The organism is Sphingosinicella sp. BN140058, from assembly GCF_004135585.1.
Classification (GTDB): Bacteria; Pseudomonadota; Alphaproteobacteria; order Sphingomonadales; family Sphingomonadaceae; genus Allosphingosinicella.
In genome coordinates this window covers 2151524-2167046 of record NZ_CP035501.1, presented here as the reverse complement: position 1 = coordinate 2167046, position 15523 = coordinate 2151524, and the positions used below count along the sequence as shown (strand labels likewise).

13 protein-coding genes are annotated in these 15523 nt (G+C 68.5%); 6 read left to right on the top strand and 7 right to left on the bottom strand.

Annotated elements, in window-relative coordinates; translation table 11 throughout:
* Positions 1-143: 143 nt before the first annotated feature.
* The 3 genes from ETR14_RS09740 to ETR14_RS09730 form a co-directional block, all read right to left on the bottom strand.
* Complete coding sequence (locus tag ETR14_RS09740; protein WP_165356396.1) at positions 144-2669, bottom strand: PAS domain S-box protein; 2526 nt, start codon at positions 2667-2669, stop codon at positions 144-146.
* 159 nt (positions 2670-2828) lie between these two features.
* On the bottom strand, positions 2829-3992 hold the full coding sequence (locus ETR14_RS09735) for an alpha/beta fold hydrolase (RefSeq protein ID WP_129384421.1): 1164 nt from the start codon (positions 3990-3992) through the stop codon (positions 2829-2831).
* 47 nt (positions 3993-4039) lie between these two features.
* On the bottom strand, positions 4040-5233 hold the full coding sequence (locus ETR14_RS09730; protein WP_206186011.1) for a dipeptidase: 1194 nt from the start codon (positions 5231-5233) through the stop codon (positions 4040-4042).
* Between the two features lie 557 nt (positions 5234-5790).
* On the opposite strand from ETR14_RS09730, the gene ETR14_RS09725 reads away from it, so the two are divergent.
* From ETR14_RS09725 to ETR14_RS09705, 5 genes are all read left to right on the top strand, one after another.
* On the top strand, positions 5791-6273 hold the full coding sequence (locus ETR14_RS09725; protein ID WP_129384419.1) for an Hsp20 family protein: 483 nt from the start codon (positions 5791-5793) through the stop codon (positions 6271-6273).
* Positions 6274-6374: 101 nt separating this feature from the next.
* On the top strand, positions 6375-7277 hold the full coding sequence (locus ETR14_RS09720; protein WP_129384418.1) for a DMT family transporter: 903 nt from the start codon (positions 6375-6377) through the stop codon (positions 7275-7277).
* The gene (locus ETR14_RS09715; RefSeq protein ID WP_129384417.1) at positions 7274-7603 is read left to right on the top strand and encodes a multidrug efflux SMR transporter; all 330 of its coding nucleotides are present in this window, start codon (positions 7274-7276) and stop codon (positions 7601-7603) included. Before ETR14_RS09720 ends, ETR14_RS09715 begins: the two co-directional genes overlap by 4 nt.
* A 10-nt stretch (positions 7604-7613) precedes the next feature.
* Complete coding sequence (locus ETR14_RS09710; protein WP_129384416.1) at positions 7614-7994, top strand: TfoX/Sxy family protein; 381 nt, start codon at positions 7614-7616, stop codon at positions 7992-7994.
* Positions 7995-8041: 47 nt separating this feature from the next.
* Positions 8042-8482: a nuclear transport factor 2 family protein gene (locus tag ETR14_RS09705; RefSeq protein WP_165356395.1), complete on the top strand. Its 441-nt coding sequence runs from the start codon at positions 8042-8044 to the stop codon at positions 8480-8482.
* A gap of 140 nt (positions 8483-8622) precedes the next feature.
* On the opposite strand, the gene ETR14_RS09700 is transcribed toward ETR14_RS09705, so the two are convergent.
* The 4 genes from ETR14_RS09700 to ETR14_RS09685 form a co-directional block, all read right to left on the bottom strand.
* On the bottom strand, positions 8623-9960 hold the full coding sequence (locus ETR14_RS09700; protein ID WP_129384414.1) for a PepSY domain-containing protein: 1338 nt from the start codon (positions 9958-9960) through the stop codon (positions 8623-8625).
* The gene (locus ETR14_RS09695) at positions 9957-10520 is read right to left on the bottom strand and encodes a hypothetical protein (RefSeq protein WP_129384413.1); all 564 of its coding nucleotides are present in this window, start codon (positions 10518-10520) and stop codon (positions 9957-9959) included. The genes ETR14_RS09700 and ETR14_RS09695 overlap by 4 nt, the downstream gene beginning before the upstream one ends.
* Position 10521: 1 nt before the next feature.
* Entirely contained in the window at positions 10522-12663 is a 2142-nt protein-coding gene (locus ETR14_RS09690; RefSeq protein ID WP_129384412.1) for a TonB-dependent siderophore receptor, read from the bottom strand.
* Between the two features lie 829 nt (positions 12664-13492).
* Complete coding sequence (locus ETR14_RS09685; RefSeq protein WP_129384411.1) at positions 13493-13684, bottom strand: hypothetical protein; 192 nt, start codon at positions 13682-13684, stop codon at positions 13493-13495.
* 342 nt (positions 13685-14026) lie between these two features.
* Here ETR14_RS09685 and ETR14_RS09680 point away from each other — a divergent pair, with 342 nt between their 5' ends.
* Positions 14027-15502: an MHYT domain-containing protein gene (locus ETR14_RS09680; protein WP_129384410.1), complete on the top strand. Its 1476-nt coding sequence runs from the start codon at positions 14027-14029 to the stop codon at positions 15500-15502.
* The last annotated feature ends 21 nt before the right edge of the window (positions 15503-15523 follow it).

Genomic DNA, 15523 nt, shown 5'->3' with positions numbered 1-15523 from the left:
ACCTTCGACTTCAGACCACCGCTACGCTGCCCCGGGGCAGAGCGCCGGAGCGAGCGGGCCATTACGCTCCCGAAAGGAGGAATGCCAGCACCTTTTTGCGGTGCACAAATCGATATGGTAATTCAGTCGCTCTTCGCAACCCGCTAATCTGGATCAGCGGGCGCCAGATTGTCGTCGACGGCGTTCGCCAGTGCCGCGATCGTGAACGGCTTGCGCAGCACCGGTGCGTTCGGGCCCAGCACCGCCTCGAGCTGGTCGGTCTCGGCATAGCCGGTGACGAACACGATCGGCAGATTGGGGATCAGCGCGCGGGCGGCGGCGGCGACGTCGGCGCCGTGCATTCCGGGCATCGCATAATCGATCAGCGCGATTTCGGGGCGCCACTCCTTCAGCACGGCCAGAGCCGCTTCGCCGCCGTCGGCAGTACGGACATCGTGGTCGAGGCCGCGCAGCGACTCCGCCAGGAAGGTGCGAACGTCGGGATCGTCGTCGACCAGCAGGATTCGGGCGGTCCGCGCGCTCCGGCGCGGTACCTGCTCGGTGTCGCGCTCGCCCGCTTTCGCCTCGGGCGGGGCGATCGCGGGCAACAGGATGTCGACGCGAGTTCCCGTCCCGATTGCGCTGTCGATCCGCAAGGTGCCGCCGGATTGCCGGGCGATGCCGTAGACCTGGGCGAGGCCGAGGCCGGTGCCCTTGCCGACCGCCTTGGTCGAGTAGAAGGGCTCGGTCGCCCGGGCGAGCACCTCGGCGCTCATGCCTTGCCCGGTGTCCGCAACCCGAATCCGGACGAAATCGCCCGCTTCGTGGTCAGCGTCTTTGTCGAGCGAGACGCGGGCGGTAGCGATCGTCAGGGCGCCGCCGCTCGGCATCGCGTCGCGGGCGTTGATCGCGAGGTTGAGCACCGCATTTTCGAGCTGGTTGGCATCGCACAGCGCATGGCCGGTGCCGGCATCGAGTTCGGTATGGATGATGACGGCACTGCCGATCGTGTGGCGGAGCAACGTCTGCATGTTGGCGATGACGTCGTTGACCAGCACCGGCGCCATGGAAATGCGCTGGATTCGCGAGAACGCGAGCAACTGGCTGGTCAGCTTGGCGCCGCGGCGGCTCGATTCCAGCGCACCTTGCGCGATACGCTGGAGCTTCGGATCCTCGATCCTGCGCGCGATCAGCTCGAGCCCGCCCATGATCGGGGTCAGCAGATTGTTGAAGTCGTGCGCGATGCCGCCGGTGAGCTGGCCGACCGCCTCCATCTTCTGCGCCTGGCGCAGCGCGTCTTCGGCCTTGATCCGCTCGCCGACCTCGGTCTGCAGCCGGTCGAGCGCGGTGCTGAGATCCGCGGTACGCTCCGCCACCCGCCGCTCGAGCGTCTCGTTGACCTCGCGCAGGGCGGCTTCCGCCTGTTTCGCGTCGGTAATGTCGGTGGCGATGCCGATGAAGCCGACATGCTCGCCGTGCGAGCCCCAGCGCGGCTGCGAGATCGAGCGCAGCCACCGCCACGCGCCGTCGGCGCGAAGATAGCGCGCTTCCAGCTCGAACGGCTTCAGGGTCGCTTCGCCGGCCAGGCTCTCGGTTACCACCCGCGCCGCATCCTCCGGGTGGATCCGCTCGCGCCAGTCGAAGTGCAGCGCCTCGTCATAGGGTACGCCGAGGAAGCCGGCGTACGCTGCGTTGACGAAGCCGCGGGAGCGGTCGAGCTTCGTCACCCACATCGGCACCGGCGCCGAATCGGCGATCAGACGAAACCGTTCCTCGCTCTCGCGCAGCGCCTGCTCGGCGAGGTGGCGTTCGGTGACGTCATAGCCTTCCGCGAAGATGCCAGTGGTCTTGCCCGACGAATCGACGATCGGCGCGAACACGAAATCAAGCAGCCGCTCCTCGCTGGGCGCGCCGGGCGCCCGCTGCAGGGCGATCAGCATCGAGCGGCCGGCATAAGCGCGGCCCGTGCGGTAGACCTCGTCGAGCAACTCGAAAAAGCCCTGGCCCTCGACTTCGGGCAAGGCTTCCCGCACCGGCTTGCCGACCAGGTCGCGATGGCCGACGAGCTGGAGGAAGGAAGCGTTGATCAGCTCGTAGACATGGTTGGGGCCGCGCAGCACCGACATGAAGCCCGGCGCCTGGTCGAACAATCGGCGCAGCCGTTCCGCCTCGTCGACCCGCTCGCGCTCGGCGAGCACCATGTTGGTGGTCTCGACGCAGGTACAGAACATGCCGCCGACGGCGCCGCTCTCGTCGCGGATCGGGCTGTAGGAGAAGGTGAACCAGGTCTGCTCGGGCGATCCGCGCCGGGTCATCAGCAGCGGCAGATTCTCGTGATAGGAGGAATCCCCGGCAAGGGCCCGGGCGGCGATCGGTCCGACGTCCTCCCACAATTCGGCCCAGACCTGCTCGAACGGCGCACCCAGCGCGTCGGGGTGCTTGCCGCCGAGGATGTCGACATAGCCGTCATTGTAGAGGAAACGGAGCTCCGGTCCCCAGGCGACGAACATCGGAAAGGCCGTGCTGAGCAGCAGCCCGACGACGGTCTTCAGCGCCTGCGGCCACGCCGCGGGCGGGCCGAGGGGCGTAGCCGCCCAGTCGAAGCCGCGCATGCGCGCACCCATTTCGCCGCCGTCGGAGAGGAAGGAGAGGGGGGCGGACGATACTGGCGGCACTGGCGAAGACGTCATAGGCGCGAACACTGGCTCCTGAGACCCCCGCGTCGTCCTATCGACCGGGGCAGCCTTGAAAACCATATAGAAAAGGCTCGGAAACGCTTCAGACTGTTTGGCCCGGAACGGAGGAAGGCGAGAAGCACGGGATCGAAACGCCGGTGGCCGGCTTCCGTTTCAGCGGGCGGGGACGGCGGCATTGCCCTTTACCGCCCAGGGGCGCACCGTCTCGACGAGGCCGATCAGGAACTTGCCGGGCTCTTCGTGCGGTGCGAGATGGGCGGAATTCTCGAACCAGACGATCTCCTTGTGCGGTGCCCGGAGCTTTGCAAACCAGGGTTCGATCACCGACGCCGGCGTGGTGATGTCGTGACGGCCGAGGAACATGAACATCGGGAATTTGCTGGCGGCGATGCTGCGATGATCCGTCGCGATCATGTCGGGGAGCAGCGCCGGCACCGAGAGTTGTCCGCCCTGATCGATCGCCTGGCGGTCGGCGAGATCGTAATAAGGCGACAGCCGTGCCGCCCGAAAGTAGAAGTCGGCATTGTCGCGATAGGCGGCGAGGCCGCCATAGGCCATCACCCACTTTCGCACCACATTGATCTTGTCGAACGGGATGTCGCCCTCGCCAGGATAGGGCGCGATCGCGCGCAGCTCGGCGAGCGCGGCATCGTCCTTGCGCTCGGTCGCTATCGTCAGCAGCGCCCGATATTGCGCCGCCTCATTCGGGCGCAGCGAGAAAAGCGGCCCCACGCCCACATAGGCGCTGATCAGGTCCGGCCGCCGCATCGCCGCGTCGAGTCCGATCAGATTTCCCCAGGAATGGCCAAGCAGGACGACCTTTCTCGCACCCAGTCGCGCGCTTACCCTTTCGATCAGCGCGACGAGATCCTCCGCCATGCGGGCGCGCGACAGATGCGCCCGGTTGGCGGCCTCGCCGCCGGAGCGAAGCGTCTTGCCGCTGCCGGGCTGATCCCATTGAACGACGGTGAAATAGTCTTCCCAGCCGCGCTGATACGGCCAGCTGCGCCCCATCTCGGTCGCGCCCGGCCCGCCATGAACATAGATCAGGATCGGGTTCCGCCGATCCGCGCCGCGGATGCTGATCCACTGCGGCAGGCCGTTCAGCGTGACGGCCTCGTTCACCTCGATCCCGTTCGGAGTCACCACTTTCTGCATGTCGGCGATCATCGGCCGAACCGCGGAATAATGCGCTTCGCTGGTTCCCGGCGCCTGGGCCTGAGCCGGCGCCCCCAGAGCACCCGCCACCCACAGGGCGAGCGCGAGCCGCAACGCACGCAGGCGATCGGGCCTGGAGGTCCGTGTCGGAGTGGACATGGTCTGCGCGCCTCCCGTGGCCGGTGCGATGTCCCGTCGTCGTCGCCTCAGCGTCCCGCCTGCTTCTCCACCGCCCGCATCACCCGCAGCAGATTGCCGCCCATGATCTTGGCGATATCGCTCTCGCTGAAGCCCTCCTTGCGCAGCCGCGCGGTGACCTTGGGCAAAGAGGCGATGTCCTCCATGCCGATCACGCCGCCGCCGCCGTCCCAGTCGGCGCCGATCCCGACATGGTCGACTCCCATCACGCCGATGCTGTGCAGCAGGCTCTTGATGAACATCTCGAACGTCGCGTTGGTGTAGGGCTGGCGCGCATCGAGCGCGGCCTTGTCGGCGACCAGCTTGCGGCGCTCGCTGGCGTTCAAACTCTCCCATTTCTGCTGGCGGGCGTCGATCGCGTCGCGCTCCTCCGACGTGTCGTGCTTCACCAGGAAGACCGAGTTCACGAACATCACGCCGCCGGCTTTGGCGAGCCTGCGCATGCGCTCGTCGTCGATGTTGCGCGGGTGGTTGAAGATCGCCCGCGGACCCGAATGGGAGAGGATCATCGGCGCCTTCGACAGGGCGAGGAGCTGGTCGAACACCGCGTCCGACGAATGGCTGCCGTCGACGATCATGCCGAGCCGGTTCATCTCGGCCACCCATTGCCGGCCGAGCGGGCTGAGCCCGTTCCACCGCGGCGTGTCGGTGGTCGAATCGGCAAACTGGTTGTTCTTCGAATGGACCGGCCCCGCCATCCGGACGCCGAGCCGGTAGTAGAGGCCGAGCAGCGAGACGTCGTCACCGAGCGGATAGCTGTTCTCGATGCTCTGGAAGACGATGCGCTTGCCCTCGCGGTGGATCCGCTCGGCATCGTCGGCCGTGGTCGCGAAGGCGAGCTTGTCCGGATTGGCGGCGACGACGCGCTGGATAGCGGTGGCGCGCATCAGCGCATCGTCCCGCGCCTTGATCATCGCCGCTTCGTCGAGCCCGCCTTGCGGCGTGTAGATGACGAAAAAGCCGCCATCGAGCCCGCCCGCCTCCATCCGCGGAATGTCGAGCTGGCTGACGTCCCAGGCATATTCGTGCCAGCGGGTGAAGTCCCAGCCCGGCCGCTCGAACAGCACCGGCGTGTCGAGATGGGTGTCGAGCACCAGCATCTGCTCGTGGACGAGCCGGTCGGCCGGTGACACCGTGTCGTGGGCGGCGACCGGGCCGGCGGCAACGGCCAGGCCGAGCGCGGCGAAAGCGGCGAAACGCATCAACATCCTCCCTTTTGCGGCGACGATGGAAGGCGGCGGGGCAGAAGGCAAGTGCGCCGGAGCTAGATCCTTCCCGCCGCGGAGAGAGGGCAGGCGGGTAGAGACGCCGGGGGCGTCCCTGGAACCGGAACCGGCCGACGAGCCGCCGTCATGCGCAGCATGGTGGAAGGGGATCAGGGCCGACAAGATCCTCCCCGATGAGCAGGTGCCCCGCGCCCCGCGCGGCGCAGCCATCTCCGGGGGAGATGGCGACCTGCTCATGGGAGGGGGACCATGCGCAGCATGGTGGAGGGGGTGTCGAGACCCACGCGGACTAGCTTCTCCAGCTCCCAGGCGGGTCTCCGCACCCCCTCCACCCCGGCCTGTCGGCGGCGGTCCCCCTCCCCGAGCAAGCGTGGGGAGGCTCGGAAAAAACCTCAACCCCATTCCTTGAAAAGAACCCATCTGGTTCTAAATCACTCTTGCCGGGCGCCAGATGGGCCCGGTTTTCCGGAGGGCGCCCGCGCCTGTCGCGGTCGCCCCTCACGAACCACGTTGCTCACAGGAGGACTTGGACAATGAGGACCAACTACGATTTCGCCCCGCTGCGCCGCTCGGCGATCGGCTTCGATCGCCTGTTCGATCTGCTCGAAAATGCCGGCCAGGCCGCGGAGAATTACCCGCCCTTCGATCTCGAGAAGCTCGACGAGGACAGCTACCGCATCACGGTCGCGGTCGCCGGCTTCCGCTCGGACGAGATCGAGATCACCGCGCAGCAGAACCAGCTGCTCGTCTCCGGCCGCAGGAGCGGCAATGACGAGGGCCAGTATATCCACCGCGGCATCGCCACCCGTGCGTTCGAGCGTCGCTTCGCGCTCGGCGACTACGTCCAGGTGCGCGGCGCCGATCTGCGCGACGGCCTGCTCTCGATCGAGCTCGTCCGCGAGATCCCGGAAGCGATGAAGCCCCGCAAGGTCGCGATCGGCGGCGCCCAACCGCAGACCACGATCGAGGGGCAGAGCTCCGAAAACGACAATCACGGCGACGTTCGCGCCGCCTGATCTCCTTCAAACGGCCCCGGAGCACCCGCTCCGGGGCCGCTTTGCGTCGGGCTCGCGCCGGTTCACGTGACGAACCCGGCGTGCTTCGCTAACGGCTGAGCATGGCCGCCCCCGCCCGCACTGACACCGTCCTGGTTCCCTTCCTGGTGGGAACGCTCGGCATCGCTCTGTTCTCGGCGATGGACGCGGTGATGAAGGGTCTGGCGCTCGGCATTGGCGCGTTCAACGCCGTCTTCTGGCGGATGCTGGTCGGCCTCGCTTTGTCCACGATCCTCTACGCCGCCTCGCGCCCGGCCCGGCCGACCCGCGCCGCGATGCGCTTTCACGTCATCCGCGGCATCGTCGGCGCGTTCATGGCCTTGACCTTTTTCTGGGGAATCGCCCGCATGCCGCTCGCCGAAGCGGTCGCGCTCACCTTCGTCGCGCCGCTCGTCTCGCTCTACCTCGCCGCCGCGATCCTGGACGAGCCGGTCGGCAAACAGGCGGTGCTCGCCTCCTTGGTCGGCTTCGCCGGCGTCCTGCTGATCGTCGCCACCCGCACGGGCGACGCCGGCGGCCGCGACTGGTGGGGCGTCGCCTCGGTGCTCACGTCGGCGATGCTCTATGCCTACAACATCATCCTGATGCGCCAGCAGGCCCTGGTCGCGAAGCCGCTCGAAATCGCCTTCTACCAATATGTCGTGGTGGTGGCGACGCTCGCGGTCGCGGCGCCCTTCCTCGCGACGCCGCCCGCCGCCGGCCACTGGCCGAACCTGTTCGTCGCCGCGATACTGGCTTTGATCTCGCTGATGCTGCTCGCCTGGGCCTATGCCCGCGCCGAGGCGCACCGGCTGGCCCCGGTCGAATATACCGCCCTCGTCTGGGCGGCGATCTTCGGCTTCCTGGTCTTCGCCGAGCCGGTGCGGCTGGCGACCCTCGCCGGCGCCGCCCTGATCGTCGCCGGCTGCATCCTCGCCGCCCGCACCTCCGCCCATCCCGAACCCGCCATCGAGGCCATGCCATGACCCCCCTCCTCGCCTGGATACTGCTCTGCGTCGGCGGCCTGTTCGAGGTCGGCTTCACCACCTGCCTGCGCAATGCCGAGGGCTTCCGCAACATCCCCTGGACCTTGGGCTTCCTCGCCTCGGTCACCTTGTCGATGGGCCTGCTCGAGCTCGCCGCCCGCACCATTCCGATGGGCACGGCCTATGCGGTGTGGACCGGTATCGGCGCCGCCGGCACGGTGATCGTCGGCATCTGGTGGTTCGGCGAGCCGGCCACCACCATCCGCCTGCTGCTGCTGCTCGGCCTGGTCGGCTGCATCGCCGGCCTCAGGATCACGGCCGCATGAGTATTGCCGCATGAGCATCGACGAGGGCCTCTATTCCTGGATCCAGGAAGCGCTGGCGCCGCTCGGATCGGTGTCGCTGCGCCGCATGATGGGCGGCGCGACGCTCTATCTCGACGGCATCATCTTCGCGATCCTCCACGACGATACGCTCTGGCTCAAGGCCGATGCCGAAACCGACGCGCTCTGGGACGAGGCAGGCTGCGAGCGGTTCAGCATGACCTTCAAGGACGGCCGCGTCGGCACAATGGATTATCGCCGCGCGCCCGCCGACGTCTATGACGATGCCGACGCCCTGCAGCATTGGTCCCGCCTCGCCGTCGAAGCCGGCACCCGCGGCACCGCCAAACGCAAACCGCGCAAGCGCAAGGGCGGCGTTGCCGGGCAAGTCTGACGTTCCGTTCGGCGCGCCGAACGCTTAGGATGGCCGGGGAGGATAGGATGCTCGGCACGATCGCTTTGCTGCTCACGTCTCTCGCGCCCGCTCCGGCGGCGCAGCACCCCCATGTCGACCAGGTGCTCGCGCGCAACCGCAGGCTGGAGGCCGCGATCGCCGCAGGCGACGTCGCCACCTTGCGCAGCCTGTTCGCGCCCGAGTTCAGGCTTCAGAATTCGGCCAACGAGATCCTCACCGCGGAGCAGGTTCTCGAACAATTCCGCTCCGGTGCGACCCGCTTCGCCGGCTACGAACGGGAGGTGCAGGCCGCTTACCCCTCAGGCGAGTCGATCGTCGTGTTGATGGGCGAGGAGAAGGTCACCCGCGCCGGCGCGCCATCGGCGCCGATCCGCCGCCGCTTCACCAGCATCTGGCGCAAGACCCCCGACGGCTGGCGCCAGATTGCGCGCCAATCGACCAACGTCGCGGCTCCCGAGCCGCGCTGAGCCGCCATCCCGAAAGCTCCTCCGCAAGCTCGCTCGGGGAGGGGGACCACCCTAAGAATGGTGGAGGAGCATCACCCGCGGTCACGATCACCGTGTCAAAGGGGGGCACTATACGTGTTAGCGTCCGCCCCGCCGCACGATCAGACGATCGCCGCAACCGCGTCGGCGCCGATCGCCGCGACCAGCCCGCCCTGCAACAGGCGCGGGAGCGGCCGCCACCTGGCCAGCGCCACCGCCGCCACGACGACCAGCACCGCCCCGCCCCAGAAGATCGGAACGAGCGGCGCGTCGTTGCCGATCGCGATCCGCGCGACGAAGCTCGCCGCCAGCGCGATCGGCCAGCCCCAGACGACGCCGCGCCACGCCGCCAGCAGCCGCGGTTCGTCGAAGCCGCGCCGCCGGCGCTTGCCGAGCCAGAGGAAGGTGCCGGTCGCGCAGATCGCCGTCAGCGCCGCCCCGAACACGAAATAGGCGATCTTGACCGGCAGCCCGCCGAACGTGCCGAAATGGAGGCGGTAGAGCGAGGCCGCTGCCTGCTGCCCCACCGCGCCGTCGGCAAGCCCGGCCCTGTGCTGGAATTGCCCGGCCGCGTCGAAGCCGTAATATTCGCCGAAGATCAGCCGCCGCTGATGCTCGCCGACGATCTGGATATGCTGCCCCTTCGTCCCCGGATCGTGGAGGATCGCATAGCTCACCACCACGTCGGGATGGTGCGCGGCCATGTGCCGCAGCGCCGCAGCGACGTCGGGCAGCGGCGCCGGCGCCGGATCGGGCTTCGCCTCGGCGCCGTAGATCGGCGCATAGACCTTCTCGAGATCGCCGCCATGATCGGCCGAGGCGATCGCATAGCCGGTGAGCGTAGCGGTGCCGATGATCGCCCCGGTCAGCGCGATCGCGACCGAGAAAGGCAGGGTCCAGACGCTCAGGCGATTGTGCCAGTCGGCGAGCGCATTGGCGTCCCGCGCCCGCAGGCGGAAGGCGTCGCGGAAGATGCGCGGATGCGCGACGACGCCCGACACCGCCAGCGCCAGCATCGCCACGCCGAGCGCGCCGACCAGGAGGATCCCGAACAGCGCCGGCAGATTGAGCAGGTAATGGAGCTGGAGCAGGAAGTCGGACCAGGCGATCTCCTCCTTCTGCGCGAGGCTGCCGTCGGCGCGCAGATGAAAGGCCTGGTTGTCGGTGGTGATCGTCGCCCGCGGCAGATCCTCCACCGGCATGTGCACGTAGAGATGAGTGGTCTTGGGCTTGCCCGCCTCGGTCGCGACCATTGCGGCGACACCGCGCGCCACCGCCTCCGGCGCGATCGCCGTCATCTCCGGCACGCCTTGTTGCTCCACCCGCTGGAACTCGGCGTAGAACACCGCCAGCGTGCCGGTCAGCGACACCAGATAGAGCAAAGCGCCGGCGAGCAGCCCGATCGCGGCATGGGCCGACAGCGCCCGTTTGACGGTTCCCGGATCCGGCGCCGCGCTCATCCACTTGCTCCCGTCACGAAGGCCGGCAGCCCGGCCAGGGCGAACGCCGCCAGCACCAGCAGCGGCCGCAGCCGCCTTTGCTCCATCAGCACATAGAAACCGAGCATCGCCCAGGCGAGCGGCATCGCGAAGAAGGCGAGCGCGGTCGAATCGGCCTCGCCCGCGCCGAGCAGCCCGGCAAGGCTGCGCAGCCCGAGCGCCAGGCCGACGCCGGCCGCCGCCGCGAGCAGCACGCTGATCGCAAAGGTCGCCACCCGCCGCCCGAGCCCGAGCGGCTCGCCGCCCTGCGGAAGCATGCCCGCGCGCCGGTTCGACGCCCGCTCGGTCCCCGCCGGCGCGGTCAGCGCGGCGTAAGCGAGCAGCAGGCAGGCGGCGGCCATGCCGGCGAGGCAGGCGACGCTCGTCCCCCACGCCCCTGCTTCCTGCCAGCCGAGCCCCGCGGCGAGCGCCATCAGCGCCCAGCCGGCGCCGTTCAGCGCATGCGAACGGGTCCGCCGCGCCCACGCCGCCCGCAGCACCAGCACGGAGGCGATCGCCGCCAGGCTCGCCGGCCAGACCATGTCAGAAGCGGTAGCTCAGGGTGCCGAAGACGTTGCGCGCCTGCCCCTGGAAGCAGTCGCCGCGCGCAAGGCACGCGCTGTAGAAGCGCTTGTCGAACAGATTGACCGCGTTGATGCCGAGGCTCCATTGCTTCCAGCCGATCTCGGCAACCGCGTCCACCAGAGTGTAGCTCGGCGTGCGGATGCCGTCGGGGAAGGCGGCGCCGAACGAGCGGTTGGCGCCGACATAGCGGACGCCGCCGCCGATCCGGAGCGTCATGCCGCTGGCGAGAGTCGCCTGCTTCAGCGCCCACAAGGAGGCATTGGTTTTCGGCACGTTCTCCAGCTGCCGGCCGGTATCCTTCAGCTTGGCGTCGTTGCGGCTCACATTGGCGATCAGCTGCAGGTCGCCGGGCAGGGTGGCGCGCCCCTCGATCTCGAAGCCCTTGGAGGTCAGCGATCCCGCCTGAATCTGGTCGAACGGATCGGGCGTGCCGGCATCGTCGATCGGCGTGTTGCTTTCCTTGATGTGGAAGGCGGTCACCGTCACCAGCGCGTTCGGCGCCGGCTGGAACTTGATCCCCGCTTCATATTGGCGGCCGCTCTTGGGCTTGAACGGGCTGCCGTCGCTCGCCGCGCCGGCGATCGGCTCGAAGCTCTCGGTATAGCTGACGAAGGGCGACACGCCCGCCACGATCTCGCCGATCACGCCGGCGCGGAAGGTGGTCGCGCTCTCGTCATAGCTGCCGCCGCCGAGCGCATCCTTGGCCTCGGCCTGGTCGTGGCGCACGCCGAGAGTCACGGAGACGCGGTCGGCGATCCGGATCTGGTCCTGCAGGTAGAAGCCGAGCTGAGTCTGCCTGATGTCCTCGGACGGGGCGGAGGGCTCGGGCAGGCCGCCGCCATAATCGGACAGGCTCGCATAATCGGGATCGTAGATGTCGATCGATTCATAGCCGAAGCCGGCAACCTTGCGAACGTGGTTCCAGCTGTAGTCCACGCCGGCGAGCAGAGCATGCTCGATCTGTGCACCCGTATCGAAGGTCACCCTCAGATTGTTGTCGGTCGAGAAGATCTCCATCCGCGCCCGGTTCGCGTCGGCATAGAGGCCGATGATGCGCTGGTCGGCGTCGAGATAGGGCGCGGCCGGGTTGGAATAGCTGTCGGGATAATGGGTGAAATAATCGAGGTCGCTGTCGATGTAGCGTGCCTTGAGGCTGAGCCGCACCTGGTCGCTGAACCGGTGGTCGAGGATTGCCGTCCCCTGCAGCAGGCGGCCGTCATAGCGGTCCCAGCCCGGCTTGCCGATGAACAGGTCGCGGTCGAGCTTGCCGTTCGGGTTGGGCAGCAGGGTGCCGACCAGAGGCAGGAATTGCGCGGTCGAGCCGCCGTCATCCTCCTGGTAGAGGCCGAGCAGGGTGAGGCTGGTGTCGCTGCTCGGCGCGAAGGTGAGCGAGGGCGCGATCAGCACCCGGTCGTCGGCGACATGATCGGTCTGCGTGCCCGAATCGCGGACCCGGGCGACGATCCGGCCGGCAAGCTCGTCGGTGATCGGCCCGGTCAGATCGGCGAGCACCTCCTTGCGGTCGAACGAGCCGTAGCGCAGCGCGATCTCGCCGCCGGCCTCGAACTGCGGCAGCTTCGAGCTGAGATTGAACAGCCCGCCCAGCGCCCCCGCGCCGAACAAAGCCGAGGCCGGCCCGCGCACCAGCTCGACCTGCGAGAAGGTGTAGGGGTCGGCACGGATGCTCGCATAATAAGAGAAGACGTCGCGCATCCCGTCGCGAAACTGGAGCGCGTCCAGCCCGCGCACCTTGACCCCGTCGACCCGGCTGTCGGGCCCGTACGGATTGGCGGTCGCGCCCGCGACATAGTTGAGCGTGTCGCTGACCGACACCGCGCCCTGGGCGAGGAAGACGTCGTCCGTTACCACAGTGATCGGCTGCGGCGTCTCCAGCGGCGGCGTATCGCTCTTGCTCAACACCCGCCGCGCATCGCGCTCGCCGGTGACGACGATCTCGTCCGGCGCGCCCGCCTCGCTCTCTGCCGCCGCGGCCGCCGCGGCATCGCCCGCCGCGACGACCTCGTCGGACGCAGCGGCCGCAAGGGCCGGAGCGCCGTTGAAGGCGGCGCAAGAGAGCAGCAGGCAAGAAGCAAGGCGCATGGTCGATCCTGATCCGTAACAGTCGCCGGTCGTCTAATGCGACGCATTCTCAATTGCAACAAGGATCATAGTCCTTCCCGAGCTGGCTTTGGTGGGGCGATAAGCTCTCGGTGAGGACCCAGCTTGGTCATGGCGCCGGATGATGCAGCCGGCCCCAACGATTCTGGTGAGGGAATTCCGCCCACACCCCGGTCTCCTGAAGCTCTTCTGAGCGAAGTCGAAGCATGCCCTGAGCGTAGCCGAAGGGGGGCCGCCCTGAGACGAGCCGAAAGGCCTGTCGTGATCGCAGTCGAAGGGAGCTGGTCGAGGCCTTTTCCATTTTTGCTGCTGAAGCGGCAGGCCCCGGACCCGAAGAGTTCCTCCGCGGACGCACGTTGGTGGTAAAGAAGGTATCCGCCCCTTTTCCCCGTTCGCGCTGAGCCTGTCGAAGCGCTTTCCTTCTTCTGCCCAAGCGACATTCGTGAAGGGCCGAGGCAGCCGCCGCGCGCTGCAGGCCCCCGTGGAGCGCTCCCTCGCCCCGCTTTCCGCTCACCCGCCCATCTTCAACGCGAAGATCGCGAAGGACGCGATGCCGCGAAGAGGCAGACCGCTTTTGTCCCCGCACCGGGATCGGAGGTGGGGCGGCCCGTCCGCCACCAACCCTCAGCGTCATAACCAGCCCCCACGCTCTCGAACGGCGGCCTCTTCGGACGCTCCATATGACAACGGACTGCCGCGAACGCGCAGGCGTCACCCCTCAGTCCATCGGCGACCGCGTCACACCAGCCACCTGTGGCGCACCAGGATGCCACCAACCCCCGCCTCTCCCGCACATCGCGGCTGGCGCGTGCTAGGCGAATCCCCGCGCCAGTTCCGGCTTGCCGCCGTCCGGCATGCGCCGCTGCAGCTCTTCCTCCGCCCGTTCGAGCCGCGCGAGGATCGCGCCGACGACCACGGCGGGGATCGAACGCCCTTCGGCGACGAGCTCCGCGACGGCGCGGATGTCGGCGTTGCTGATGTGGCGCTCGGTGGTCGTTTGCATCCCGCGACAACCCGCAACCCGCTGAACGGACCATGCCGCATCGCCGACCCGTGCATTCGGCGCGACAATCTGCGCCCGAGCCACCATCATGGGACACGAATGAAGTATCGCAACGGTCCGTTGCGCTGGCCAAGCAAGCCTCGACTCACCCATTTCGCCGACCCTGCGCCCGTCCCGCGCATCGGTGCAGCCGATCCCGCCCCTAGGAGTTTCAACAGGTTGACCGGGTCGAGGCCCGTCCGCATCGCGGGCGAGGGCCGCGGCCCGGCGGGTGGCGGCCGGCGCTTCGGCACCGCCCGCCGCCTGCGGGCGAGCGCATGAGGAGAGGGTGCCGCGTGACCGATGCAGGGTGAACATCAGCTGGCCTTCGTGATGCTGGCGCTGGCCGCGGCTCTGCTCGGCGCCTGGGTGGCGCTCGATCTGCAGGAACAGGCGCGGGCGCGGGAAGGCCGGGCACGAGCACCCCTGCTCGCCGCCGCCGGTCTCGCCCTCGGAATGAGCATCTTCGTCACGCATTTTATGGCGATGCTCGGCTTCTCGATCGCGGCGGGCTTCGGCTATGACGCCGCCTGGACGGCGCTCTCGCTGCTGCTCGCGCTGGTGGGAAGCACCGCCGCAGTCGCCATCGCCCAGCGCCGCCCGGCCCGCCCCTGGAAGACCTCCGGTGCCGCCCTCGTCATGGGCGCGGCGATTTGCGCCATGCATTATGTCGGCATGGCCGCGATCACCGGCGTCGCGATCGTCTACGATCCCGCCTTCGTCGCTTTGTCCTTCCTGATCGCGATCGCCGCTTCGTGGACGGCCCTGCAGTTCGGAACCCGGCGGCGCGCGATCTCGGCGCGCGCGGCGGGCGCGCTGCTGCTCGCGCTCGCCATCTGCGGGATGCATTTCGCCGGCATGGCCGCCGCCACCTTCCGAGTGGTCCCCGCCGCCGTCCGGGCCGAAGCAAGCCTCGACGGCACCGCGCTGTCGCTGTTCGTCGGCGGCGGATCCTTCGTCCTCTTGTTCCTTGCCCTGATCGCCTCGGGCGCCGCCCGCGCCCACGAACGACAGCGGCTGACGAGGCTGCAGGGCGAGCTCAACCGCGCCGCCCGCATCGCCGGCATGGGCGCCGTCGCCACCACCCTCGCGCACGAGCTCAACCAGCCGCTCACCGCGGCGGCCAATTACACCTTCCTGGTCAAGCACGGCCTCGCCAAGGGATCGGGCGTCGCCGAGATGCGCGAATGGGTCGACAAGGCGGAGGAACAGATCCGCCGCGCCGGCGAGATCATCCGCAAGGCGCGGGCGATGATCAGCGAAAGCGGCGTGTCGCGCAGCCGCGTCGATCTGCGCGCCAGCATCGATCGCTGCCTCGAGCTGCTGCGCGCCGACGCCGGCCTGAAGGAGCCCGATCTGCGCATCGAGTTCGATCGCGGCGAACGCCTGGTCCACGGCGATCCGGTCCAGGTGGAGCAGGTGCTGGTCAACATTCTCCGCAACGCCTGGCAGGCGCTCGCCCAGCAGCGGCAGCCGCGGCTCACCGTGCGTGCCCAGCCGGCGAAGGACGATTTCATCCTGCTCACCCTCGCCGACAACGGCCCCGGCCTTCCCCAGGAGGATCCGGAGGAATTGTTCTCGGCGCTGAAGGGCTCGGGCACCGGCCTCGGCGTCGGCCTCAGCATCGCCCGCACGATCATCGAGGCCCATGGCGGCAAGCTCTGGGCGGAGAACAATATCGGCCAGGGCGCCACCTTCTTCCTCACCCTGCCGGCGGCGCTGCCCGTCGCGGAGGATCGCGACGAATCCGTCCCGCCCCGCCTGGCGGCCGCCGGGTAACCGGCACGCGCCCAATATCTG

What these genes read in the sequence shown, in the direction of transcription:
- ETR14_RS09715 (WP_129384417.1), top strand. Translation starts at nt 7,274, where the DNA reads ATGACCCCCCTCCTCGCCTGGATACTGCTCTGCGTCGGCGGCCTGTTC.
- ETR14_RS09685 (WP_129384411.1), bottom strand. Translation starts at nt 13,684, where the DNA reads ATGCAAACGACCACCGAGCGCCACATCAGCAACGCCGACATCCGCGCC.
- ETR14_RS09680 (WP_129384410.1), top strand. Translation starts at nt 14,027, where the DNA reads ATGCAGGGTGAACATCAGCTGGCCTTCGTGATGCTGGCGCTGGCCGCG.
- ETR14_RS09730 (WP_206186011.1), bottom strand. Translation starts at nt 5,233, where the DNA reads ATGCGTTTCGCCGCTTTCGCCGCGCTCGGCCTGGCCGTTGCCGCCGGC.
- ETR14_RS09705 (WP_165356395.1), top strand. Translation starts at nt 8,042, where the DNA reads ATGCTCGGCACGATCGCTTTGCTGCTCACGTCTCTCGCGCCCGCTCCG.
- ETR14_RS09725 (WP_129384419.1), top strand. Translation starts at nt 5,791, where the DNA reads ATGAGGACCAACTACGATTTCGCCCCGCTGCGCCGCTCGGCGATCGGC.
- ETR14_RS09735 (WP_129384421.1), bottom strand. Translation starts at nt 3,992, where the DNA reads ATGTCCACTCCGACACGGACCTCCAGGCCCGATCGCCTGCGTGCGTTG.
- ETR14_RS09695 (WP_129384413.1), bottom strand. Translation starts at nt 10,520, where the DNA reads ATGGTCTGGCCGGCGAGCCTGGCGGCGATCGCCTCCGTGCTGGTGCTG.
- ETR14_RS09690 (WP_129384412.1), bottom strand. Translation starts at nt 12,663, where the DNA reads ATGCGCCTTGCTTCTTGCCTGCTGCTCTCTTGCGCCGCCTTCAACGGC.
- ETR14_RS09700 (WP_129384414.1), bottom strand. Translation starts at nt 9,960, where the DNA reads ATGAGCGCGGCGCCGGATCCGGGAACCGTCAAACGGGCGCTGTCGGCC.
- ETR14_RS09710 (WP_129384416.1), top strand. Translation starts at nt 7,614, where the DNA reads ATGAGCATCGACGAGGGCCTCTATTCCTGGATCCAGGAAGCGCTGGCG.
- ETR14_RS09720 (WP_129384418.1), top strand. Translation starts at nt 6,375, where the DNA reads ATGGCCGCCCCCGCCCGCACTGACACCGTCCTGGTTCCCTTCCTGGTG.
- ETR14_RS09740 (WP_165356396.1), bottom strand. Translation starts at nt 2,669, where the DNA reads ATGACGTCTTCGCCAGTGCCGCCAGTATCGTCCGCCCCCCTCTCCTTC.